General features: G+C 73.5%; 19 protein-coding genes. 16 read left to right on the top strand and 3 right to left on the bottom strand.

Going from position 1 to position 23,047, the window contains the following annotated elements:
- Nucleotides 1-89: 89 nt before the first annotated feature.
- The 9 genes from K7G60_RS01320 to K7G60_RS01280 all read left to right on the top strand — a co-directional run bounded on the left by K7G60_RS01320 (nt 90) and on the right by K7G60_RS01280 (nt 9,305).
- The gene (locus K7G60_RS01320) at nt 90-1,022 is read left to right on the top strand and encodes a MerR family transcriptional regulator (RefSeq protein WP_225798892.1); all 933 of its coding nucleotides are present in this window, start codon (nt 90-92) and stop codon (nt 1,020-1,022) included.
- Nucleotides 1,023-1,189: 167 nt separating this feature from the next.
- Complete coding sequence (locus K7G60_RS01315; protein WP_225798891.1) at nt 1,190-1,957, top strand: GntR family transcriptional regulator; 768 nt, start codon at nt 1,190-1,192, stop codon at nt 1,955-1,957.
- A 43-nt stretch (nt 1,958-2,000) separates the two neighbouring features.
- A complete protein-coding gene (locus K7G60_RS01310; RefSeq protein ID WP_030689518.1) occupies nt 2,001-2,228 on the top strand; it encodes a ferredoxin family protein in 228 nt (75 codons plus the stop codon).
- 14 nt (nt 2,229-2,242) lie between these two features.
- Nucleotides 2,243-3,583, top strand: a complete 1,341-nt coding sequence (locus K7G60_RS01305; RefSeq protein WP_225798890.1) for an ABC transporter substrate-binding protein — start codon at nt 2,243-2,245, stop codon at nt 3,581-3,583.
- A complete protein-coding gene (locus K7G60_RS01300) occupies nt 3,580-4,527 on the top strand; it encodes an ABC transporter permease (protein WP_225798889.1) in 948 nt (315 codons plus the stop codon). The genes K7G60_RS01305 and K7G60_RS01300 overlap by 4 nt, the downstream gene beginning before the upstream one ends.
- A complete protein-coding gene (locus tag K7G60_RS01295; protein WP_225798888.1) occupies nt 4,524-5,279 on the top strand; it encodes an ABC transporter ATP-binding protein in 756 nt (251 codons plus the stop codon). The genes K7G60_RS01300 and K7G60_RS01295 overlap by 4 nt, the downstream gene beginning before the upstream one ends.
- A 39-nt stretch (nt 5,280-5,318) precedes the next feature.
- Complete coding sequence (locus tag K7G60_RS01290) at nt 5,319-8,051, top strand: fumarate reductase/succinate dehydrogenase flavoprotein subunit (RefSeq protein ID WP_225798887.1); 2,733 nt, start codon at nt 5,319-5,321, stop codon at nt 8,049-8,051.
- 141 nt (nt 8,052-8,192) lie between these two features.
- On the top strand, nt 8,193-8,999 hold the full coding sequence (locus K7G60_RS01285; RefSeq protein WP_225798886.1) for a VOC family protein: 807 nt from the start codon (nt 8,193-8,195) through the stop codon (nt 8,997-8,999).
- A 36-nt stretch (nt 9,000-9,035) separates the two neighbouring features.
- Nucleotides 9,036-9,305 (top strand): hypothetical protein, encoded by a 270-nt coding sequence (locus K7G60_RS01280; protein WP_374115559.1) that lies wholly within the window; start codon nt 9,036-9,038, stop codon nt 9,303-9,305.
- 47 nt (nt 9,306-9,352) lie between these two features.
- Here K7G60_RS01280 and K7G60_RS01275 read toward each other — a convergent pair whose 3' ends face one another.
- Nucleotides 9,353-10,822, bottom strand: coding sequence for an MFS transporter (locus tag K7G60_RS01275; RefSeq protein ID WP_225798885.1), 1,470 nt, complete (start codon nt 10,820-10,822; stop codon nt 9,353-9,355).
- A 120-nt stretch (nt 10,823-10,942) separates the two neighbouring features.
- Between K7G60_RS01275 and K7G60_RS01270 the strand changes: the two genes are divergently transcribed.
- The 5 genes from K7G60_RS01270 (at nt 10,943) to K7G60_RS01250 (ending at nt 19,682) form a co-directional block, all read left to right on the top strand.
- Entirely contained in the window at nt 10,943-11,398 is a 456-nt protein-coding gene (locus K7G60_RS01270; RefSeq protein ID WP_225798884.1) for a MarR family winged helix-turn-helix transcriptional regulator, read from the top strand.
- Nucleotides 11,399-11,909: 511 nt separating this feature from the next.
- On the top strand, nt 11,910-14,888 hold the full coding sequence (locus K7G60_RS01265; protein ID WP_225798883.1) for a carbohydrate binding domain-containing protein: 2,979 nt from the start codon (nt 11,910-11,912) through the stop codon (nt 14,886-14,888).
- 219 nt (nt 14,889-15,107) lie between these two features.
- On the top strand, nt 15,108-16,883 hold the full coding sequence (locus tag K7G60_RS01260; protein WP_225798882.1) for a S8 family serine peptidase: 1,776 nt from the start codon (nt 15,108-15,110) through the stop codon (nt 16,881-16,883).
- 201 nt (nt 16,884-17,084) lie between these two features.
- On the top strand, nt 17,085-17,987 hold the full coding sequence (locus tag K7G60_RS01255) for a diiron oxygenase (protein WP_225798881.1): 903 nt from the start codon (nt 17,085-17,087) through the stop codon (nt 17,985-17,987).
- Nucleotides 17,988-18,020: 33 nt separating this feature from the next.
- Complete coding sequence (locus K7G60_RS01250) at nt 18,021-19,682, top strand: FAD-dependent oxidoreductase (protein WP_225798880.1); 1,662 nt, start codon at nt 18,021-18,023, stop codon at nt 19,680-19,682.
- Between the two features lie 63 nt (nt 19,683-19,745).
- Here the strand turns inward: K7G60_RS01250 and K7G60_RS01245 are convergent, their stop codons facing one another.
- The gene (locus K7G60_RS01245; RefSeq protein WP_225798879.1) at nt 19,746-20,330 is read right to left on the bottom strand and encodes a Type-2Aa cytolytic delta-endotoxin; all 585 of its coding nucleotides are present in this window, start codon (nt 20,328-20,330) and stop codon (nt 19,746-19,748) included.
- Nucleotides 20,331-20,443: 113 nt separating this feature from the next.
- Nucleotides 20,444-21,262 carry a LysR family transcriptional regulator substrate-binding protein gene (locus K7G60_RS01240; RefSeq protein WP_225798878.1) on the bottom strand — a complete coding sequence of 273 codons (819 nt, stop codon included), beginning with the start codon at nt 21,260-21,262 and terminating at the stop codon, nt 20,444-20,446.
- 64 nt (nt 21,263-21,326) lie between these two features.
- Here K7G60_RS01240 and K7G60_RS01235 point away from each other — a divergent pair, with 64 nt between their 5' ends.
- On the top strand, nt 21,327-21,725 hold the full coding sequence (locus tag K7G60_RS01235) for a DUF5997 family protein (RefSeq protein WP_225798877.1): 399 nt from the start codon (nt 21,327-21,329) through the stop codon (nt 21,723-21,725).
- Nucleotides 21,726-21,851: 126 nt separating this feature from the next.
- Nucleotides 21,852-22,811, top strand: a complete 960-nt coding sequence (locus K7G60_RS01230) for a universal stress protein (RefSeq protein WP_225798876.1) — start codon at nt 21,852-21,854, stop codon at nt 22,809-22,811.
- Nucleotides 22,812-23,047: the final 236 nt, after the last annotated feature.

Genomic DNA, 23,047 nt, shown 5'->3' with positions numbered 1-23,047 from the left:
TGCGGGAGATTCAAGTCCGCCGGTCGGGAGCCGCGCGACAGAATGGACGGGCCGGAGATCACCGGTTCCCGCCGAAGGAGGTTCACCCCGTGTCGTCCGACGGCCTGTGGAGCATCGGGGAGCTGGCCGCGCGGGCGGGTGTCACCGTCAAGACCGTGCGGTTCTACTCCGACCGCGGTCTGCTGCCCGAGGCGGCCCGCAGCTCCGGCGGTCATCGCAGGTACGGGGCCGAGGCGCTCGACCGGCTGCGGTTCATCCGGTCGCTGCGCTCCCTCGACCTGCCGGTGCCCGAGGTGGAGCGGGTCCTCGAGGGGGACGGGGCCGACGCGGTCCTCGAGGAGGCCGTCGCGGGCCGGTTGAGGGACGTCGGCTCCCAACTGGTGGCGCTGCGCTGGAAGGAGGCCTCCCTGCGGCTGCTCCAGGAGTGCGCCGCAGGCGAACGCGCGGAGCGGCTGCGGCTCCTCGGTGCGCTGCCCGCCCCGCCGGACACGGACGCCCTGGTCCGGTTCTGGCGGCGGGCCCTGCCGGTGCGGCTGCCGGGGCGGGTGGTGGCCTCGGTCCTCGACGCGGTGGTGCCGCGGCCCCCGGAGGAGCCGGACGCCGAGCAGGTGCTCGCGTTCGCGCGGCTGCACGCGTTCGTCACCGACCCGCGCCTCGAACGGCCGGAGTTCCGGCCCGCGCCGCCGCTGCCGGACGGCGAGTACCGTCCGGTCGTGCTCTACGAGGGTCTCGCCGAGGCGTACGGGCTGGCCTCCGCCGAGTTGCGGGCCGGGCGGGCGCCGCAGGACGGCGGGGCCCTGGACTGCTTCGTCTCCGCCTACGCCCGGGCGCGCGGGGAGGCGGACACGCCGGACTTCCGGCGCCGGCTCGTCGGGCTGCTCGCCCTGGACGACAGCCCCGTGCTCCCCCGGTACTGGAAGCTGGCCGCCGGCCTGTTCGCCCCGGACGAGCCGGTCCTCGGCATGCTGCACCACCACCTCTCGGTGGCCCTCCGGGGCCAGGTCCACGGTCCGGCCGCCTGATCCCTCCCACATGGTGGGCGGCCGGCTGTCCACGTACTGGGCGCCGGGGTGGCGGATCTCGCCGTCTTCCCGCCGTCGTCGCAGGTCAGAGACGTACGGAAGGGGTGTCAGGTGGCGCAATACTGCGGCAACACCATCGGGGCCGGTCCGCCGCTACGTTCCGTCCCATGCCCGCCGAACCCGCTCCCGCCGCCCGCCCCGTCGCCGCCGCCCGCCGTCGGCGACTGAGGGCCGACCGGGCGCGGCAGCTCGCCGACCTGCTGCGCCACCAGATCCTGGCGGGCGGCTTCCCCGGTGGGGTCCTCCCTCTGGAGGACGTGATCGCGGCCGACTACCGGGCCAGTCGCAACACCGTCCGGCAGGCGCTCGACCTGCTGCGCGGCGAGCAGCTGGTCGACCGGCAGCCGGGGGTCGGGACGGTGGTGGTCTGCGAGAAGTACCCGCACGGTCTCGACCGGCTCCAGGGCCTCGCCGAGACCCTGCACGAGCACGGCAGGGTCACCAACGAGGTCCGGACGATGGGCCCGGTCGGAGCCCCGGGGCCGGTGGCCCACCGGCTGGGCCTGCCCGAACACGCGGACGTGCTCTGCGTCGAGCGGCTGCGCCGCCTGAACGGACTGCCGCTCTCGCTCGACCTGTCGTACCTCCCGATGGACATCGGGGGCGAGCTCCTCGGCTGCGACCTCGAGAACACGGACGTGTTCCGGCTCCTGGAGCAGCTGACCGGCGGTCCGCTCGGGCACGCCGAGATCACCCTGGAGGCCGTCAACGCCGACGCGCACTCCGCCGCCGTCCTCCAGGCGCCGCGCGGCGCCGCCGTCCTGATGCTGGAGCGGCTGACCCGTCTGCCCGACGGGCGGCCGGTGGACCTGGAGTTCATCCGGTTCCGCGGCGACCGCATCACCATGAGCGGCGTGCTCCGCCGCTCCCTCTGACCTCCCCCCCGCCTCCCCGTACACCCCTTTCCCGGAGACAGCCATGCCTGTGGTCCCCCAGCGCGGTGACGTGCCCGTCACCATCGACGAGTCGAAGTGCATCGACGGCTGCACGCTGTGCGTCGACATGTGTCCGCTCGACTCGCTCGCGATCCGCGAGGAGGACGGCAAGGCGTACATGCACGTGGACGAGTGCTGGTACTGCGGCCCGTGCGCGGCCCGCTGTCCCACCGGCGCGGTGACCGTCAACATGCCCTACCTCCTCCGGTGAAAGGCCGAACTCCCATGCGCGTACGAAGACTCGCCCTGTCCCTCCCGCTCGCCCTGCTCCTTCCGCTCGCCACCGCCTGCGGCGGCGGAGCCGGCGCCTCTGCGGACGGGAAGACGGTCACCGTGACCGTCGGCTACCAGTCGAAGACCATCAACACCGTCACCGCCGGCACGCTGCTGCGCTCCCTGGGCTACTTCGAGGAGGAGCTCACGGCGCGCGGCAGGAAGGACGGCGTCAGCTACCGAGTCGTCTGGCAGGACTACGCGACCGGCGCTCCGATCACCGCCCAGATGACGGCGGGGAAGATCGACATCGGCTCGATGGGCGACTTCCCGCTGCTGATCAACGCGGCGCGCGGCAAGCAGCTCAAGGAGCCGACGCGGCTCGTCGCGGTGACCGGGTACAACCTGCGCGGCGGTCTCAACACCGTGGTCACCTCCCCCGGTTCGCCGCTGCGGACGCTGAAGGACCTCAAGGGCCGCAAGGTGTCCACGAGCGTCGGTTCGGCCGCCGACGGCACGCTCGTCCGTGCCCTGCGGCGGGCCGGGATCGACCCGGCGAAGGACGTCGACAAGGTCAACCACCAGCCGAGCGTGGGTGCTTCGGCCCTGGCGGCGGGCACCGTCGACGCGCTCTCCCAGTTCGTCGCCTGGCCCGGTCTGCTCGCCTTCCAGGGCCGGGCGACGGCGCTGTACGACGGGGCCGAGCTGAACCTGCCGACCTTCCACGGGGTCACCGTCCGCGAGCGGTTCGCGAAGCAGCGGCCGGAGGTCCTCGACGCGTTCCTGCGGGCGCAGCGGCGGGCCACGGACGAGTTGCGCCGCCGTCCGGTGGCGTCCGCCGAGTCGGTCGCGAAGGAGACGGGGCTGCCCGCCGAGGTGGTCTACCTCTACAACGGCGCCCAGGGCATCGCCACCTTCGACCCGGCGCTCCGCCCCGAGCTGGTCGCCGCGCTCAAGGAGGACGTGCCGGTCCTGGCGGAGGCCGGTCTGGTGAAGGACGTCGACGTGGACGCCTTCGTCGACGCGGCCCCGCTGCGGCGGGCGGTCCCGGGGGCCCCGTACCCGAAGGCGGTCGCCGCCAAGTCCGAGCTCTGGCTGAAGGGCCAGGGGTCGACCCGCACCTTCGACAGCCCCGGGGCGCTCCTCAAGGCCGTCAAGGGGGCGCAGGTCCGGGCCGCCTACGTGCCGGACGCGGTGACCGGGACGCTCTGGTTCGCGGACCGCGCGGTGTGGGTCCGGGACGGCGGCCAGTGGCGCGCCTTCGTGACCCGGGAGGGCGCGGAGCGGTACGTCACGGGCCACGCGGGCTCCCGGATCGTCGGGTACGCGGACGCCGTGAGGCTCGCGTCATGAGCCGGCGCCGCCACCTGGTCCGGGTGGCCTCTCCGCTCGCGGCACTCGGCGTCTGGCAGCTGCTGACCTCCCTGGACGTCAGTCTGTGGCTGCGGTTCGAGCAGTTCCCCACGGTCGTCGAGGTGGCCTCCGCGCTCGCCGACCGGATCGGCACCGAGGCGTACTGGCAGGACCTCGGCCACAGTCTGCGCCGGATCGCGCTGGGCTTCCTGCTCGCGGCCGTCCTCGGGGTGGCCACCGGGACGGCCGTCGCCCGGTCGAGGTGGGCCGCGGACGTCCTGGGGCCGCTGGTGGAGATCGTGCGGCCGGTGCCGGCCATCGCCCTGGTGCCGGTCGCGATCCTGCTGCTGCCCACCAACGAGCAGGGCATCGTCTTCATCACCTGCGCCGCCGCGTTCTTCCCCGTCCTCGTGTCGACCCGGCACGCGGTGCGGGCCCTGGACCCGGCGTGGGAGGAGGCCGTGCTCACGATGGGCGGGGGCCGGGCCCGGGTGCTGTTCTCGGTGGTCCTGCCGGGTGCCCTGCCGGGCGTCTTCGGCGGTCTCTCGGTGGGCATCGGGGTCGCGTGGATCTGTGTGATCTCGGCGGAGATGATCTCCGGCGAGTACGGGGTGGGCTACCGCACCTGGCAGGACTACACGGTCGTCGACTACCCCGGGGTCTTCGTCGGCATGGCCACCATCGGCGTCCTGGGCCGGCTCACCTCCACGGCGGTCGAGGCGCTCGGCCGGCGGGTCACCGCCTGGCTGCCGGGCGCCGCGGGGGGCGGCGCGGCCGGCCCGGCCCGTTCGGCGGACTCCGCGTCGGCGCCCCCGCACCGTGCGGACCCGGCCTCCCCGGCGGGGGCCACGAGCCCCGGGCCCGAGTCCCTCGCGGGCCCCGCCCCGGACGCCCCGGCGGACTCCGCCGTCCTGCCCGTACCCGAGAAGGAGCCGGTCACATGACCACCGTGAGCCCGCCCGTCACCGCCGTGCCGGCCGGCGCGGAACTCGTCCTGCACGACGTCCGGCTCGGTCACCCGGACGGCACCGCCGTGTCCGGTCCCGTCGGACTGCGGATCGCGCCCGGTGAACTCCTCACCGTGGTCGGCCCCTCCGGCTGCGGGAAGACGACCCTGCTGCGGACGCTCGCCGGGCTGCTGCCCCCGCTGGAGGGGCGGGTCACCCAGGACGGGGAGCCGGTCCGGCGGCCCGGCGCCGACCGGGCGCTCGTCTTCCAGCACGACGCCCTGCTGCCCTGGCGGTCGGTCCGGGCCAATGTGGAGCTGCCGCTCGCGATCCGCCGCGTCCCGCGCGCCGAGCGGCGCCGCTCGGCGGAGGAGTGGCTGGAGCGGGTCGGACTCGCCGGGCACGCGCACAAGCTGCCGGGCCGGCTGTCCGGCGGGCAGCGGCAGCGCGTCCAGCTGGCCCGGGCGCTCGCCGGGCGGCCGCGGGCGGTCCTGATGGACGAGCCGTTCGGCGCGCTCGACGCGACGACCCGCGCCGGGATGCAGGACCTGCTCGTGGAGATCCTGCGCGGCACCGGCGCGACCGTCGTCTTCGTCACCCACGACGTGGACGAGGCCCTCCATCTCGGCGACCGGGTCGTCCTGTTCGCGTCCGGCGAGGTCCTGGACGTGCCGCACCCGCGCTCGCGGGACGCCCGGGACGCGCCCGCCACCGCGGCGCTGCGCCGCCGCGTCCTCGACTCGCTCTGATCCCCCGCCCCTCTGCGGGCCCCCCGAGAAAGGCATCCCGTGGACACCCCCCTGACCGTTCCCGACCTCGCCGACGCGACCGAGCTCTCCTGCGACGTGCTCGTGATCGGCGGCGGCACCGCCGGCACGATGGCGGCGCTGACCGCCGCCGAGCGCGGGGCGGACGTCCTGCTCCTGGAGAAGGCTCACGTCCGCCACTCCGGCGCCCTGGCCATGGGCATGGACGGCGTCAACAACGCCGTGGTGCCCGGCCGGGCCGAACCCGACGACTACGTCGCCGAGATCACCCGGGCGAACGACGGCCTCGTCGACCAGTCCACCGTCCGCCGGACGGCGACCCGCGGCTTCGCGATGGTCCGGCGGCTGGAGTCGTACGGGGTGAAGTTCGAGAAGGACGAGCACGGGGAGTACGCGGTCCGGCAGGTGCACCGGTCCGGCTCGTACGTGCTGCCGATGCCCGAGGGCAAGGACGTGAAGAAGGTCCTCTACCGGCAGCTGCGGCGGCGCGAGATGCGGGAGCGGATCCGGATCGAGAACCGGGTCATGCCGGTCCGGGTGCTCACCCACCCGGAGGACGGGCGTGCCGTCGGCGCGGCCGGGTTCCACACCCGCACCGGGGAGTTCGTCGTCGTCCGCGCGGGGGCCGTGGTCCTGGCCACCGGCCCCTGCGGGCGGCTCGGCCTGCCCGCCTCCGGCTATCTGTACGGGACGTACGAGAACCCGACGAACGCCGGTGACGGCTACGCCATGGCGTACCACGCGGGCGCGGCGCTCACCGGGATCGAGTGCTTCCAGATCAACCCGCTGATCAAGGACTACAACGGGCCGGCCTGCGCCTACGTCGCCAATCCCTTCGGCGGGTACCAGGTGAACCGGCACGGCGAGCGGTTCGTCGAGTCGGACTACTGGTCGGGGCAGATGATGGCCGAGTTCGCGGCCGAACTCGCCTCGGACCGGGGTCCGGTGTACCTGAAGCTGAGCCATCTCCCCGAGGAGACCATCGGCGCCGTCGAGTCGATCCTGCACACCACGGAGCGGCCCACCCGGGGCACCTTCCACGAGAACCGGGGGCACGACTACCGGACCCACGACATCGAGATGCACATCTCGGAGATCGGTCTGTGCGGCGGGCACTCGGCCTCCGGGGTGCGGGTGGACGACCGTGCCCGCACGACCGTGCCCCGGCTGTACGCGGCCGGGGACCTGGCCTCCGTACCGCACAACTACATGATCGGCGCGTTCGTCTTCGGCGACCTGGCGGGCGAGGACGCCTCCCGGTACCGGGCGTACGAGGGCGAGCTGGACCGGGAGCAGCTCGCGGCCGCCCACGAGCTCGTCTACCGGCCGCTGCGGAACCCCGACGGTCCGCCGCAGCCCCAGGTCGAGTACAAGCTGCGCCGGTTCGTCAACGACTACGTGGCGCCGCCGAAGACGGGGGCGAAGCTCTCCCTGGCCGTGGAGGCCTTCGACCGGATGTCGGCGGAGATCGCCGGGATGGGCGCGCGCACGGCGCACGAGCTCATGCGCTGCGCGGAGGTGTCGTTCATCCGGGACTGCGCCGAGATGGCGGCGCGGGCCTCGCTCGCCCGGACGGAGTCGCGGTGGGGCCTCTACCACGAGCGGCTCGACCACCCCGAGCGGGACGACACGGGCTGGCTGCACCACCTCGACCTGCGCAAGTCCCCTTCCGGGGCGATGGAGTTCACGGCCCGGCCGGTCGAGCCGTACGTCGTCCCGGTGCCGGAGTTCTCGCCGCCCGGCGGTCCCGAGCGGCTCCTGGGCGAGGTGGCGCTCGTGCCGGTGGCCACGGCCGGAGCGCGGGACGCGGTCCCGGCGGCGCCGGCCCCCCGGCCTGCGGCCGTCGACGCGCCGGCCGGGGTCCCCGCGACCGCGCCGCCGCATCCCCGGCTGCTGGGGCTGCTCTCGCTCGTCGAGGACTCCCCCGACCTGGACGCGCTCGGTCCGTACCTGGCCGACGCCGATCCGGCGGTGCGGGCCGCCGCGGTCACGGCGCTCGGGGAGACCGCGCCGGCCGGGGCCGGTCCGGTGCTCGCCGGCCGGCTGCGGGACGAGGCGGCGCCGGTCCGGGCCGCGGCCGCGGCGGCGCTGCGGGAGCTGGTCGAGGTGCTGCCCGCCGAGCCGGCGCTCGCGGAGGGCCTCAGGGAGGCCCTGGGCGTGCCCGATCCGGCCGTGCGGGCCGCCGCGCTCGACGTCCTGCGGGCGCTGCGGCTGGGGGCCGCCGGGCTGTACGCGGGCGCGCTCGCCGATCCTTCCGTGGAGGTGCGCGTCCAGGCCGTACGGGCCCTGGTGTCGGTGGACGCGGCCGGGGAGCTCGCGCGGGCCGCGGCCGACCCGGCGCGTGAGGTCCGGGTCGCGGTGGCCCGTGGTCTGGCGGCGGTGCGGGCCCCCGCGCCGGAGCCGCTGGCGCCGCTGCTGGACGACCCCGATCCACTGGTCAGGGGCGCCGCCCTCGCCGCCCTGGCGGGCACCGGCTGCCCGCCGGCGTACGCGGCGGGGGCGGGGGCGGCGCTCGGCGACCGTGCCTGGCAGGTGCGGTCCGGGGCGGCGACCGCGCTCCGGGCGGCGCCGCCCGGTCTCGCCGTCCCGGCGCTCGCGGGGGCGCTCGCCGATCCGAACGCGGACGTGCGCAAGGCCGCCGTCCTGTCGCTCCTCGCCCACCGGGCCGAACCGGCGGCCCGCGCCGCGCTCGCCGGGGCGGCCGACGACGCGGACGCCGACGTCCGCGCGTATGCCGCCCGCGCGGCCCGCTGACCCGTTCGGGGTACCGGGGCGGGGTGATCGGCGGCACGCGGGTGAGTGCGCGCTTGCGGGGCAGTCGCGCGGGGAAGGGGCGCACGGACTCAGGACGACGAGGAGGTGGTGCCGGTGTCGGGGCCGACGACCGGGGAGGCGATGGGAGCACCGTGCTGGCTGCATCTGTCCGCACGTGATCTGGAGACGGCGAAGCGCTTCTACGGGGCGGTGCTCGGGTGGACGTTCCGTCGGGGCGCGCTCGGCGACGACGTGCACGTGGTGGGTGAGCGGGACGGGGTGCCGGTGGCCGGGATCGCGGCGGTGGCCGCCGAGCCGGGGGTGCCGGTGGCCTGGACGGTGTTCTTCGCCGTCGACGACGCCGACGCGGCGGTGGCGCGGATCCGGGAGCGCGGCGGCACGGTCGGCGTGGGGCCGCTGGCGTACCCGATGCGGGGCCGTGCGGCGATCGCGACCGATCTGGAGGGTGCGGCCTTCGGGGTGTGGGAGGGGCGGCTGGTCTCGCGCTGGCACGTCGGCGAGCGGCGGGCCCCGGCCTGGGTGGAGCTGCACACCCGTGACGCGTTCGAGGCCGCCGTGTTCTACGGCGGGGTGCTCCGCTGGGCGGACGGCAGTCCCGGTTGCTGCGAGGTGTCGTACGAGCACGACCAGGTGGTGCTGCGGCGGGGCGGCGAGGCCGTGGCCCGGCTCGACAGCGGTCCGGTCGAATCCGCCTCGCCCCGGCCGCAGTCGAGGCCGCGCTGGCTGGTCCGGTTCCGGGTGCGCGATCTGGCGGCGGCCCGGGAGGCGGTCGTGGCGCACGGCGGGGCGGTGGTGCCGGGGAGCGAGTGGGCCGACGCGGGGCCGTCGGACGCCGGCGACGAGCGGGGGGTGACGGTCCGGGACCCGGACGGGGCGCTGTTCACGCTGGAGGAGGAGGGAGAAGAGGGGGAAGCCGAGGACGCGTGATCCACGGCTCTCCGTTCGGAGGTTTCCGTGTGCGCCGTGGATGATCCTGAAATCTTCGTTTTCGACGCGGACGGCCGCCTCCGGGTCGCCGCGATGAGCGGCGGCGTGCACTGCCACGTCCCCGACCGCACCCTGATCGGACGGCTGAACGTCCCGGAGGCGGTCGCCGACATCTCCTGGGGCGGCGCCAAGCTCAACCGCCTCTTCATCGCCGCCGAGACCAGCCCGCGCCCGGTTGTCATGAGCGCCACGGGCGCCCACCCGTCCGGCCCCGGCCGCCGGCCCCGGGCGGGGCCGGCGGCCTGAGGCACTGCCCGCCGCACGCCGGTCCACCCGGTGCGGGCCGCGCGGTCTCAGGCGGTGCCGGCCCGCGAGGCCGTGCGCGGGCCGGCACCGGGCTCGGTGCCCCGGGCGTCCCCGGTGGCCGGCGTGGCGGACCCCGTGGGGATCAGCGCGGCGACGACCGCCGCCGCGAGGCCGACACCGCAGCCGATCAGCATCGCGACGCGGAAGCCGTCCTCGGAGGGGAGCGTGTGGCCGCCGAGGGTGGTGGTCAGCTGGGCGAGGACGACGCCGACGACCGCGGCCGAGGCGGAGGTGCCGATGGAGCGCATCAGCGTGTTGAAGCTGTTGGCCGAAGCGGTCTCCTCCTGCGGCACCGCGCCCATGATGAGCGCCGGCATGGCCCCGTAGGCGAGTCCGACGCCGGTGTTGCAGATGAGGGTCACGGTGAGCAGGCCCCAGGTGGAACCCATCAGGGCGAGGGAGGAGCCGTACCCGGCGGAGATGACGAGCGCGCCGACCGAGAGCGTGACCTTGGGACCGCGGGCGGCCGAGAGCTCGGCGCCCAGTGGCGCCAGGACCATCATCATCAGGCCCGCCGGGGCCATCCAGAGCCCCATGGCCATCATCGACTGTCCGAGGCCGTACCCGGTCGCCTCGGGCAGCTGGAACAGCTGGGGGACGACCAGCGACTGCGCGTACATGGCGAAGCCGACCAGGACCGACGCCGCGTTGGTCGTCAGGACCACCGGGCGGGCGGTGACGCGCAGGTCGACGAGCGGGTCGGGGGTGCGCAGCTCCCAGGCGCCCCAGGCGAACAGGACGACGGCCGCGGCGGCGAACAGGCCGAGGGTGGTGCCGCTGCCCCAGCCCCAGGTCGCGCCCTTGGACACGGCGAGCAGCAGGGCGACGAGCCCGACGCCGAGGCCGAGGGCGCCCGGCAGGTCGAAGCGGCCGGGGGCGGCGGCGCGCCGTCCGGCGGGGACGACGCGCCAGGTCAGGGCGCCGACCAGGACGCTCAGTCCGGCGGCGACCCAGAAGAGCACGCGCCAGCTGGCGTTCTCGGCGACGGCGGCCGAGAAGGGCAGGCCGAGGGCGCCGCCGACGCCCATGGAGGCGCTCATCAGGGCGATGGAGCCGCCGAGCCTCTCGGGCGGCAGGATGTCGCGGAGCAGGCTGATGCCGAGGGGGACGACGCCCATGCCGAGGCCCTGGAGTCCGCGTCCGACGATCATCGGGACGACGGAGGAGGCGAGCGCGCAGACGACCGAGCCGGTGACGAGCGGGATCACGGAGGCGAGCAGGACGCGCCGCTTGCCGAGGGTGTCGCCGAGCCGGCCGGCCACGGGGGTGGCGACGGCTCCGGCGAGGAGGGTGGCGGTGATCACCCAGGAGGCGTCGGAGGCGGTGGTGCCGAGCAGCCCGGGGAGGTCGCCGATGAGCGGCACCACCAGGGTCTGCATGAGGGCGGCGACGATGCCGGCCAGGGCGAGGACGCCGACGACGCCGCCGGGGCGGGCCTCGGGCTTGGAGCCGTCCACGGGTTCTTCCTCGTGCTTTCTTCGGTTTTCGCGAGCAGGTATGTGCATGATGCACATCGATTGCAGTACGCACAAGTTGTGTATGCTGCACATACTCTCGGGACAGGGGAGAATGCCCCCATGGAGAAGCCCACCCACCTGGTCGAGTTCGAGAGCATGCTGCTCGGACGGCACGCCCACCTGTACGGGCCCCGCTCCCGGGCGGCCGGCGGCCACCTCGACCGCAGCGCGTACGTCCTCCTCACCCGCATCCGGATGCACGGGCCGATGTCCATCGGGCAGCTCAGCGAGGCCTTCGGCCTCGACGCCTCCACCCTCAACCGGCAGACCGCCGCGATGCTGCGCGCCGGGGTCGTGGAGCGCATCCCGGATCCGGACGGCGGCATCGCCCGCAAGTTCCGCATCACGGAGGAGGGCGAGCGCCGCCTGGACGCCGACCGGGCCTCGAACGTCGAGGGCCTGGAGCGGGTGATGGAGGACTGGTCACCCGAGGACGTGGCCCGCTTCGCCGCCTACCTCGAACGCTTCAACCGGAACATCGAGCGGCTCGAAGGGCGCCCCTGGCCGCGCCCCTGAGGCCTCCCCAGACCCTGACGCCTCCCCAGACCCTGCCGCCGAACCCCCGCCCGCCCCGCGACGCCACGCACGCACCTGACGCAGCGGGTCCGCCCTTCGGGCGACGGGAGTTCGACGACGGGGCCCGGCCTCTTTCAAGCGCCCCGCCGCACCGCGGCCCGCCGGTCCGCCGGCGCCGGGGCGGTGTCGACGGGCGCCACGTTCTCCGCGCTCCCCCTCCCCACCGGACCGGCGCGGCCGGGGCGGCGAGTCCGAGCAGGAACGCCTGCCCTCCGTCCAGGACGCGCAGGGATGCGGGCGGCCTCACCGGGACCGCTCGACGTCGATCACACGGGCCACCGCACCGAGCGTGGAGACCGCTTCGGTCAGAAGTCTTTACCTGTCGGCCCGGCGGCGGTAACTTCCCGGCGACGCAAGGAGTTTCAGAAACTTTCCGATCGAGTTTCCAACGGTGTCGATCCCCGCCCCCCTCCACCGGCCCGTACGGAACGCCCTCCGCCTGGAGAATCAGATGAGCCGCACCCGCACACCGCTGCCCGCGCGCCCGGTGGCCGTCCTTGCCGTGGCCGCCGGCCTGCTCGGCCTGCTCGCCGCCCCACCCGGCACCCCCTCGCCCCGCACCGCCCCGGCGGCGGCCGTCGCGGAGAACACCGCGACCGTCTTCTACTGGACGAAGACGAAGAACTGGGCCGCCTACAACCTCCATTACGCCCCCGACGGCGGCTCCTGGACCACGGTCCCCGGCGTCGCCATGGAGCCCGCCTGCACGGACTGGGTGAAGAAGACCGTGAGCCTCGGCGCCGCCGCCGGGCTCCAGGCCACCTTCAACAACGGCACCGGCACCTGGGACAACAACGGCGGCAGGAACTACGCCCTGGGGACCGGGAGCATCACCGTCAAGGACGGGGTCGTCGCCCACTCCGACCCCTGCGCGGACACCACGCCCGCCCCCGCCGCGAAGGCGACGGTCTACTACTCCACCGAGTCGCTCGGCTGGTCCACCGCCAACATCCACTACCAGCCCGCGGGCGGCGCCTGGACCGCCGTCCCCGGCGTCGGCATGCAGGCCGCCTGCGCGGGCTGGTGGAAGCGGGAGGTCGACCTCGGGACGGCCACCTCCCTCAAAGCCGCCTTCAACAACGGCAACGGCACCTGGGACAACAACGGCGGCTCCGACTACACGATCGGCACGGGCGTCTCCACCGTGCGGAACCGGGTGGTGACGGCGAACGCGACCGACCCCTGCGCCGCCACCCCGCCCGACACCCGGGCCCCGACCGCCCCGACCCGGCTGACCGCCGCCGCCGACGGCGTCTCCGTGCTGCTCGCCTGGGACCCCGCCACCGACGACCGGGGCGTGACGAAGTACCAGGTCACCCGTACCGGAGGCAGCGGCGGCACGGTCGTGACCGACGTCGGCTCCACCGTGTACTCCGACACCGGCCTCGCCGAACGGACCGCTTACACCTACACGGTGAAGGCCGTGGACGCCGCGGGGAACGTCTCCGCCGCCTCCGCCCCCGCGACCGCCACCACCGGCGACGAGCCGGCCACGCCCGCGACCGGGAAGCCGCTCGGCACCGACCCGCGCAAGGACCCGATCTACTTCGTCCTCACCGCCCGTTTCAACGACGGCGACCCGACGAACGACCGGGGCGGCAGCCAGCACGCCAAGTCGGGCAACGCGGCCAACGGCGACCCCATGTTCCGGGGCGACTTCAAGGGCCTCATCCAGAAGCTGGACTACGTCAAGGGCCTCGGGTTCTCGGCGATCTGGGTCACCCCGGTGGTCCTCAACCGCTCGGACTACGACTACCACGGCTACCACGGCTGGGACTTCTACAAGGTCGATCCGCGCCTGGAGTCCGCCGGCGCCTCCTACCAGGACCTGATCGACGCCGCCCACGCCAAGGGCATGAAGATCTACCAGGACGTCGTCTACAACCACTCCTCCCGCTGGGGCGCCAAGGGCCTCTTCGTCCCCACCGTGTACGGCGTGCGGGACAGCCAGTGGAGCTGGTACTACGACGAGAAGCAGCCCGGCTTCGAGTACGACGGCCTGACGATCGACCCGAAGACCGGCAAGTCGTACTACAACGGCGACCTGTGGTCGACGGCCGAGCCCGCCGGCAACACCTGCGTCAACTGGGGCAGGCCGACCGGCGGCAAGAGCGCCGAGGGGTACACGGTCTACAACTGCCAGTGGCCGAGCCCCACGTCGGGCATGTTCCCGAAGGCGCTCTACCACCAGTGCTGGATCGGCAACTGGGAGGGCGAGGACTCGCGTTCCTGCTGGCTGCACGAGGACCTGGCGGACTTCGACACGGAGAACGCGACCGTCCAGAACTACCTGATCGGCGCGTATAACAAGTACATCGACATGGGGGTCGACGGCTTCCGCGTCGACACCGCCGTGCACATCCCGCGCACCACCTGGAACCGCCGCTTCCTCCCCGCGATCCAGGAGCGGGTCATCCAGCGGCACGGCGCCGAGGCGGCGAAGAACTTCTTCGTCTTCGGCGAGGTCGCGGCCTTCGTCAACGACAAGTGGAACCGCGGCTCGGTGAACCACTCCGCGCAGTTCTTCACCTGGAAGGAGCGCAAGGAGTACGACGCCGACGACGCCAGGGCGGCGCTGGAGATGTACGACTACGAGCAGCAGCAGGGCACCGCCAACCAGCCCACGTCCACGAACGCCTTCCTGAACGGGAACAGCTACCACACCCCCGACCACAGCCGCTTCTCCGGCATGAACGTCATCGACATGCGCATGCACATGAACTTCGGTGACGCGTACAACGCCTTCTCCAACGGCAAGGACTCGGACGACAGTTACAACGACGCCACGTACAACGTCGTCTACGTCGACAGCCACGACTACGGTCCCAACAAGTCGAGCGAGCGGTACACGGGCGGCACCGACGCCTGGGCCGAGAACATGTCCCTGATGTGGACCTTCCGCGGCATCCCGACGCTGTACTACGGCTCCGAGATCGAGTTCCAGAAGGGGAAGAAGATCGACTGCGGGCCGACCTGCCCGCTCGCCGACACCGGCCGCGCCTACTTCGGCGACCACGTCGCCGGATCCGTCACGGCCTCCGACTTCTCCCAGGTCTCCTCGGCCTCCGGGGCCGTGGCCACCACGCTCCAGCAGCCCCTCGTCCGGCACGTGCAGCGGCTCAACCAGATCCGCCGCGCCGTCCCCGCGCTCCAGACGGGCCAGTACTCCACCGAGGGCGTCTCGGGCGGCATGGCCTTCAAGCGCCGCTACACCAGCGGGGCCACGGACAGCTTCGCCCTGGTCACCGTCTCGGGCGGCGCCGCCTTCTCCGGCGTCCCGAACGGCACGTACACCGACGCGGTCACCGGCGACGTCCGCACCGTCACGAACGGCACCCTCTCGATCGCCGCGCCCGGCAAGGGCAACCTCCGGGTGTACGTCCTGAACGGTCCCGGCAAGATCGGCACGGCTGGTCCGTACCTGAAGTAGCGCGTCCCGGGAAGGGGGCGGAGAAACGGAAAACCGCCCCCTTTCCGTCATGTTCAAGTCAAGATTTTGTTACACGAACGGGCTTGTCGGACAGAAGACTTCCTTCCGCCCCGTTTGTCTGCGATCTTGCGTCCACCCCACACATCACAGGGCCCGGCCGGCGCCACCCGCGCCACCGGGTCATCGGAGGACGCATTGTTTTCCCACATATCCGGCCGCATGAGACTCTCGGCCCTCGCGCTCGGCACGTCCCTGGCGCTCGGCACGACCGTCGGCATCGCGCAGGCCGCCCCGCTGGACAACGAGCCCCTCGCGGTCCGTTCGGCCGGCCCGGCCGCCGCTCCCGCGATCGCCGCGGCGCCCGCCGCCTGGGCCGCGGGCACCCGCGCCTACCTGGTCATCACGACCCCGGGCGACACCACCGCCGTCCGCACCGCCATCGCGAACAACGGCGGCTCGGTCTTCGCCTCGTACGACGCGATCGGCGTGATCGTCGCGCACTCGGCCTCCGCCTCCTTCGCCACCACGATGCGCGGCGTCTCCGGCGTCCAGAAGGTCGGCGCGACCCGCACCTCCGACGTGCCCGCCGACGCCTACAACCCGGCGCTCCCGGCCAACCCCTCGCAGGCCGCCGCGCCCACGACGGAGCCGGTCCGTTCGGACATGACCCAGATCAAGGCCGACCAGGCCTGGGCCGTCAACAAGGGCTCCGCCACGGTCAAGGTCGGCATCCTGGACACCGGCGTGGACGACCAGCACCAGGACCTGGCGCCGAACTTCAACGCCGCCGACTCGGTCTCCTGCGCCTACGGCAAGACGGACACCCGCGTCGGCGCCTGGCGCGACGTCGACCAGCACGGCACCCACGTCGCCGGCACGGTCGCGGCCGCCAAGAACGGCAAGGGCGCCATCGGCGTCGCGCCGGGCGTGAAGATCTCCTCGGTGCGCATCGCCGAGCCCGGCACCACGCTGTTCTTCGCGGAGAACACCATCTGCGGCCTCGTGTGGGCCGGTGACCACGGCTTCAAGGTCACCAACAACAGCTACTACACGGACCCGTGGCAGTTCAACTGCCCCGACAACCTGGACCAGGCGGCCATCCTGGAGGGCGTGGGCCGCGCCCAGGCGTACGCCGAGAGCAAGGGCTCCCTCCAGGTCGCGGCGGCCGGCAACTCCAACGTCGACCTGGCCAACAAGACCACCGACTCGTCGAGCCCGAACGACTCGACGCCGGTGACCCGGACCATCACGAACGCCTGCCTCGACATCCCGGCCGAGCTGCCGGGCGTGGTCACGGTCTCGGCGAACGGCACCAGCGGCACCTCCAAGGCCTCGTTCTCCAACTACGGCCGTGACGTCATCGAGGTCTCGGCCCCCGGCGAGTCCGTCTACAGCACCGTCCCCGGCGGCAAGTACGCCTCGCTGAGCGGCACTTCGATGGCCTCCCCGCACGTCGCCGGCGTGGCCGCGCTGCTGGCCAGCGCCAACCCGGCGTACACCCCGGCGGACATCCGGGCGAAGCTCGGCGAGCAGGCCACCGACCTGGCCTGCCCCTCGGACGCCCGCTGCACCGGCACCACCACGAAGAACAGCTTCTTCGGCGAGGGCCGCGTCGACGCCCTGAAGGCCGTCGGCGGCTCCACCCCGCCGCCCGGGGCGTACTTCGAGAACCTCACGGACTACGCGATCGCGGACAACTCCACGGTCGAGAGCCCGATCACGGTCAGCGGCGTGACGGGCAACGCGCCGGCCGGCCTCAAGGTGGGCGTCGACATCAAGCACACCTACATCGGTGACCTGAAGGTCGACCTGGTGGCCCCGGACGGCACCGTGTACACGCTGCACAACCGGACCGGCAGCGGCACGGACAACATCGCCCAGACGTACACGGTCGACGCCTCGGCGGAGGTCGCCAACGGTGTCTGGAAGCTGCGCGTGAACGACAACGCGAACCAGGACACGGGCAGGATCGACGCCTGGAACCTGACCTTCTAGTACATACCGACCCGGGAACGGGGCCGGAGCCGCGACGGCTCCGGCCCCGTTCGCGTACCCGCGGTAACTCCCGTGGAAAGAAAGTCGCACCGAGGGGTAGGCCTCCCCCGGGCCCTTGCTATACGTTCCGTCTAACAAGCTTGCTAGACGCGACGTCTAACAAGTGCCCGAGCCGCTCGAGCGACCCCGAGGAGCCGCACCATGGCAAGCAGCACCGTCCGCCCCGACAACGAAGACCACGACGTCGCCGCGCGGCTGCTCCTGTCGGCCGCGAAGCTCTCCTACGACCCCGCCGCCGAGGTCGACTGGGACACCCCCCTCGACAAGGACTTCCACGGCCAGAGCCCGGAGTGGAACAGCCTCTACGGGACCGCCTACTGGAACGAGATGAGCGAGGAGCAGCGCAAGGAGCTGACCCGTCAGGAGTCCGCCTCGGTGGCCAGCACCGGCATCTGGTTCGAGATGATCCTCCAGCAGATGGTGCTGCGCGACATGTACGCCAAGGACCCCACCGACCCCCGGTTCCAGTGGGCCCTCACCGAGATCGCCGACGAGTGCCGCCACTCCATCATGTTCGCCCGGGGCGCCCAGAAGCTCGGCGCCCCCGCCTACCGGCCCAGGCGGGCGGTGCTCGAACTCGGCAGGGCCTTCAAGACCGTCGGCTTCGGCGAGGCCGCCTACGCCGGCATCCTCGTCGCCGAGGAGGTCCTCGACGTCATGCAGCGCGACTGGATGCGCGACGAGCGGGTCGTCCCCTTCGTCCGCACGATCAACAACATCCACGTCGTCGAGGAGTCCCGGCACATGAAGTTCGCCCGGGACGAGACGCGCCGCCGACTGGCCCACGCCGGCCGGGCCCGCCGCAACTTCCACGCCCTGGTCGTCGCCATCGCCGCGTACTACATCGTCACCAGCCTGGTCAGCCCCGACGTCTACGCGAAGGCGGGCCTCGACCCGGTGCGCGCCCGGCGCGAGGCCGCCGCCAACGAGCACTACAAGGCGCAGATGCGCGCCAGCTGTGCCGGCCTCATGGAGTTCCTGGCCTCGGCCCGCCTGCTGACCCGGCCCGCGCTCTTCTTCTACAAGCGTGCGAACCTCATCTGACCCCCTCCCCCGGATCCGAGCTGAGCCGACGACATGACCTACGCCATCACCCAGACCTGTTGCAACGACGCCACCTGTGTCGCCGTGTGCCCGGTCAACTGCATCCACCCGACGCCGGACGAGCCGGACTTCGGCACCACGGAGATGCTCTACATCGACCCGAAGAGCTGCATCGACTGCGGGGCCTGCGCCGACGCCTGCCCCGTCGACGCGATCTTCCCGGCCGACCGGCTCACCGAGCGGCTGCGGGAGTACGAGGGGATCAACGCCGCCTACTACGCGGAACGCGAGCCCGCGCCGGTCCTCGCCTCGCCGACCTTCCACAGCTGGGGCGAGCCGGTCTTCGACCGCTCGATCCCCGCCGACTTCGCCCCGATCCGCGTCGCGATCGTCGGCACGGGACCGGCCGGCATGTACGCCGCCGAGGACCTCCTCCTGCACACCAACGCCGAGGTGACGCTGATCGACCGGCTGCCCGTCGCCGGCGGCCTGGTCCGGTACGGCGTGGCACCGGACCACCCGACGACCAGGGGGGCCGGGGAGGCCTTCGCCCGCTTCCACTCCCACCCCCGGGTCCGCATGCGGCTCGGCGTCGAGATCGGCACGGACATCACCCCCGAGGAGCTCGCCGCGCACCACGACGCGGTGGTCTACGCGGTGGGCGCGCCCTCCGGCCGGCGGCTCGGCATCCCCGGCGAGGACCTGCCGGGCAGCGTCTCGGCGACCTCCGTCGTCTCCTGGTACAACGCGCATCCGGAGACCGGCGCGGACGCAGTCGGGCTCTCCGCCGAGCGGGTCGTCGTGGTCGGCAACGGCAACGTGGCGCTCGACGTCGCCCGCGTCCTCGTCACGGACCCCGACGCCCTCGCCCGTACGGACATCGCCGACCACGCGCTGGCCGCCCTGCGGGACGCACGGGTCCGCGAGGTGGTGCTCCTGGGCCGCCGGGGCCCCGAGCACGCCGCGTACACCACCTCCGAACTGCTCGCCCTGAAGCACCTGCCCGGGGTCGACCTGGTCGTCGACGACCGCGACCCGCGCACCGGCGCGGCGATCGACGCGGCCTCGCCCGGCTCGAAGGCCGCGCTCCTGCAGGGCGTGGACCGGGAGGCGGTGGACTGGACGCGGTCCCCGGCGCGGGGCAGGCGCCGGATCGTGCTGCGCTTCCACACCGCCCCGGTCGAGGCCCTCGGCACCGACGGCGTGCGGGCGGTCCGGGTGACGGAGGAGGGAGAGCCGTCCGGTGCGGAGATCGCGGCCGGGCTCCTCGTACGGGCCGTCGGCTACCGCGGCGTACCGCTCGCGGGGCTGCCGTTCGACGAGACGACCGGCACCGTGCCGCACGAGGCCGGACGGGTCGCGGGACTGCCCGGCAGCTATGTCGTCGGCTGGATCAAGCGCGGGCCCTCCGGGGGCATCGGGGCCAACCGGGCCTGCGCCGAGGAGACGGTCGGGACGCTGCTCGCGGACGCGGTCGCCGGGGTGCTGCCGAAGCCGACGGGCACCTCCCGGGAGTTCCGCCGCCTCGCGCGGAGCCGCAGCGGACGGGGGCTCGTCGACGCGCGCGGGCTCGCCTCCATCGACCGGGCCGAGCGGGCGCGGGGCCGGGACGCGGGGCGTCCGCGGGTCAAGCTCGCCACGGTGCCGGAGCTCGTCGCGGCGGCGCGGGGCAGCCGGCTGCGGCTGCGGGGCTGAGGGCTTCCGCGTTCCTCGGATCCGGCCCGGGACGGCGGGCCGGTGCGGAGCGGGTCGTCCGGGTCAGACGGAGACCGGGGCGCCCAGCGCCTGGCGGAGCACGATCGCGTTCAGCCGCACCGCGAAGGGCACGACGTCGGTCAGGTCGAGCGCGAGGGCCTCGGCCTTCGGCAGCTCGACGGTCACGTCGACGCAGAAGGCCAGGGCGTACATGTGGCCCCCGGTCTCCTCGTCCTGGAGGGCGAAGAACAGGTCCCGGTAGAAGCGGGTGCGGTCCCCGGACTCCTCGTAGAAGGAGAGTCCGGGCTGCCCCTCCTGCGCGGCGAGTCCGGTGAAGGCCTGGACGAGCTCCCGCTCGACCGTGGCCCAGAAGCCGGCCTCCGCGCACTCCGGCGGCAGCGCCTGGCGGACGGCCTCCTTGAGGGAGAGGACCATGACGAGGACGGGGGCGTGCTCCTGGAGCCCCCAGCCCCGGACCATCTTCACCACGTCGCTGTCCGGAACGGCCGAGGCCGCCCGGTGGATCGCCTCGAAGTCGAAGTTGACGGTCGCCGGGGCGATCGCCTCCTGGAACACCCGGTCGATGGACCGGGCCTGCGCGAGGTGGTCCGGTGCCACCTCGACGACGGTCCTGAAACTGGCGGCCAAAGCTCCTCCTGGATGATCTCGGTGACCGATTCGATGATCGATTCGGTGATCAGGAGGGGTCAGTATGCCGAGGTGCCGGAGGCGGGGCGCCGGGCGTCCGCCGTGCGGACGGTTCAGCCGCGGCCGCGGCGCGGCTTCCCGCTCCGGCCGGTGCCTCCGCCGCCCTTGCGGGACGCCGGGGGGCGGCCGGCGGTGCGGGAGCCGCCGGCCGGCTTCCCGGACCTCGCCGGCTTCGCGGCCTTCTGCTGCCTGGGCTGCTTCTGGCCCTTCTTCTCCTCGGCGCGGCGGCCCCGTGTGCTGTTCACGGTGCGGCCGCGCACGATGCCGATGAACTCCTCCACCAGGTCGGGCGCCTCGTCCCCCGCCGGCCACGACAGGGCCACCCGCGACTGCGGGACGCCGACGAGGGTCCGGTAGGTGAGGTCCTTGCGGTGGTGCAGCCGGGCCAGCGACTGCGGGACGGCGAGCACGCCGACGCCCGCGGCGACCAGTTCGATCGCGTCGGCCGTCGTGGCCGGGCGCTCCATGGCGGGGCGGCCGGGCGGCCGTTCCCAGCCGAGGGTGTCGTCGAGGGGGTGCAGGACGAGCTCGTCGGCGAGGTCCTCGGCCGACACCTCCTCCACGGCCGCGAACAGGTGGTCCTTGGGGACGACGACGACCGTCGTCTCCGTGTAGAGCGGGATCGCGCTGAGGTCGTCCCGGTCGACGGGCAGCCGGACGATGCCCGCGTCCGCGGCGCCCTCCCGGATCGCGCCGAAGGCCTCGGCGGGGGTCACGGAGAGGAGCGTCAGGGGTACGTCGGGCAGGCGCTCGTTCCAGATCCGCACCCACTTCGCGGGGGTCGCTCCCGGCACGTAGGCGAGCCGGAAGGAGGGGGAAGGGGAAGCGGAGGAAGAGAGGGGGTCCGAGGAGGAAGCGTCCGTGCCTGTCACCCCGCCAGGTTACCGGTAGCCGCCGTGGTCGGAGCTCGCCCGCATGCTCGATACCCTTGACTCCATGACGTCGCACCAGAACACCCAGACGATGAAGCCCGCGACCGCGGCGAAGAAGCTGGGTGTGTACCTCGAGGCCACCCCCGCAGAGTTCCAGGAGGGTGTCGTCTCGCGCACCGAGCTGAACGAGCTCCAGGCCAACCCGCCGGCCTGGCTCCAGGAACTGCGCAAGAACGGTCCGCACCCCCGCCCGGTGGTCGCGTCGAAGCTGGGCGTCTCCATCTCCGGTCTCGCGCGCGGCGGCATCACCGAGCCGCTGACCACCGAGCAGATCGACGCGCTCAAGCAGGAGTCCCCCGAGTGGCTCCGGAAGGAGCGGGCCACCCAGGCGGAGGTCCGCAAGGAGACCATCCGCATCAAGGAGCGCAACGAGGAGCGGGCGCGCCGGCAGCAGGGCGCCTGACCGGCTCCCCGTCCGCCTGTCCGATCGGCCCCCGGCACGCCTGATCGTCCCGCCACGCCGGTCCGTACCGAAGCGCTTCGGTACGGACCGGCGTGGCGTTTCTCCGGGCGCGGGAGGCATCCCCCCATGAGTGACGCCAGCACCGCGTACGAGCCGCCGGTCGTCGTCGGCGTGGACGGGTCCGAGCACAGTCTCCGGGCCCTGGAGTGGGCGCTGAGCGCCGCGGAGGGCCTGGGCGCGCCGCTGGTGGTGGCCCATGTGCGCTCGGACGCGCTCCAGCTCGGTGCCGCCCGTATCGCCTCCCTGGGCACGGCTCCGGAGCTTCCCGACACGGTCGCGCGGGCCGTACGGACGGTGGTCGAGGAGCGGGGGCACCGCGTGCCGGTGCGGTACGACTCGCTGGACGGGTCCGTGACGGACGCCCTGCCGGCGGCGGCGCGGGGGGCGCGGCTGCTCGTGACCGGTTCCCGGGGGCACGGCGGTTTCGCGAGCCTGCTCCTCGGCTCGACCAGCCGGACGCTGGCCATGACGGCTCCCTGCCCGCTGGTGGTCGTCCCGCACGAGGCGCGCGCCGCCGCGCTCGCGGACGACGCCGGGGCCGGGCGGGTGCTGCTGGGCCTGCACACGGAGGAGACCCCGGACGAGGCGGTGGAGTTCGCCTTCGAGGCGGCCCACCACCGGGGCGTGCCGCTGGAGGCGGTGACGGCGTTCCGGCTGCCCCCGCCGCAGGGCGCGCTCCTTCCGGCGCCTTCTCCCGCGCTCCAGGTGCCGCCGCCGCTGCCCCTCGCGGACGAGGTGGAGGAGACGGAGGAGCTGGTGAAGGAGGCGGAGCGGGAGCAGGAGGAGCGGCTGCGGCCGTTCGCGGCGCGGTGGCCGGGGGTGGAGCTGGTCCCGGTGGCGGTGCCGGGGGACGCGGCGGGCCGGCTCGTGGAGGGGTCGCGGGACGCGGGCCTGGTGGTGGTGGGGCGGCACCACCGGCACCGCTTCGGCTCGCTGCTCATCGGTTCCGTGGCCCATGCGGTGCTGCATCACGCGCACTGTCCGGTGGCGGTGGTGCCGCCGGAGGCCGCGGGGTCCTGGACATGACAGTCCCCGGCGGTCCTGATCGGTCGCGTGGGCGTCGGCCGTCGCCGACCGCTCCGTGCCCGATGGGCCCCGCCGGGGGCCTGGCCAGAGCCTGGATCAGGGTCACGCGGGCCTTCGGACGTCTCCGTCGGCGGGTGCGGCTCTCTCCGGTTGTCCGGTGTAAGAACGAGTCTCCTCCCTTTTCCGCCCGTTTCAAGAGGTTTGCGGTTTTTTCTTGTGTGTCGGTGACGCCTGGT

Source organism: Streptomyces sp. NK15101 (assembly GCF_020400725.1).
GTDB lineage: Bacteria > Actinomycetota > Actinomycetes > Streptomycetales > Streptomycetaceae > Streptomyces.
This window is presented reverse-complemented; position numbering and strand designations above follow the sequence as displayed.

Bases quoted from the DNA above. Each gene is read 5' to 3' on its own strand.
- K7G60_RS01315 (WP_225798891.1), top strand. From the start codon at position 1,190: ATGCCCGCCGAACCCGCTCCCGCCGCCCGCCCCGTCGCCGCCGCCCGC.
- K7G60_RS01310 (WP_030689518.1), top strand. From the start codon at position 2,001: ATGCCTGTGGTCCCCCAGCGCGGTGACGTGCCCGTCACCATCGACGAG.
- K7G60_RS01305 (WP_225798890.1), top strand. From the start codon at position 2,243: ATGCGCGTACGAAGACTCGCCCTGTCCCTCCCGCTCGCCCTGCTCCTT.
- K7G60_RS01300 (WP_225798889.1), top strand. From the start codon at position 3,580: ATGAGCCGGCGCCGCCACCTGGTCCGGGTGGCCTCTCCGCTCGCGGCA.
- K7G60_RS01295 (WP_225798888.1), top strand. From the start codon at position 4,524: ATGACCACCGTGAGCCCGCCCGTCACCGCCGTGCCGGCCGGCGCGGAA.
- K7G60_RS01285 (WP_225798886.1), top strand. From the start codon at position 8,193: ATGGGAGCACCGTGCTGGCTGCATCTGTCCGCACGTGATCTGGAGACG.
- K7G60_RS01270 (WP_225798884.1), top strand. From the start codon at position 10,943: ATGGAGAAGCCCACCCACCTGGTCGAGTTCGAGAGCATGCTGCTCGGA.
- K7G60_RS01265 (WP_225798883.1), top strand. From the start codon at position 11,910: ATGAGCCGCACCCGCACACCGCTGCCCGCGCGCCCGGTGGCCGTCCTT.
- K7G60_RS01260 (WP_225798882.1), top strand. From the start codon at position 15,108: ATGAGACTCTCGGCCCTCGCGCTCGGCACGTCCCTGGCGCTCGGCACG.
- K7G60_RS01255 (WP_225798881.1), top strand. From the start codon at position 17,085: ATGGCAAGCAGCACCGTCCGCCCCGACAACGAAGACCACGACGTCGCC.
- K7G60_RS01250 (WP_225798880.1), top strand. From the start codon at position 18,021: ATGACCTACGCCATCACCCAGACCTGTTGCAACGACGCCACCTGTGTC.
- K7G60_RS01235 (WP_225798877.1), top strand. From the start codon at position 21,327: ATGACGTCGCACCAGAACACCCAGACGATGAAGCCCGCGACCGCGGCG.
- K7G60_RS01230 (WP_225798876.1), top strand. From the start codon at position 21,852: ATGAGTGACGCCAGCACCGCGTACGAGCCGCCGGTCGTCGTCGGCGTG.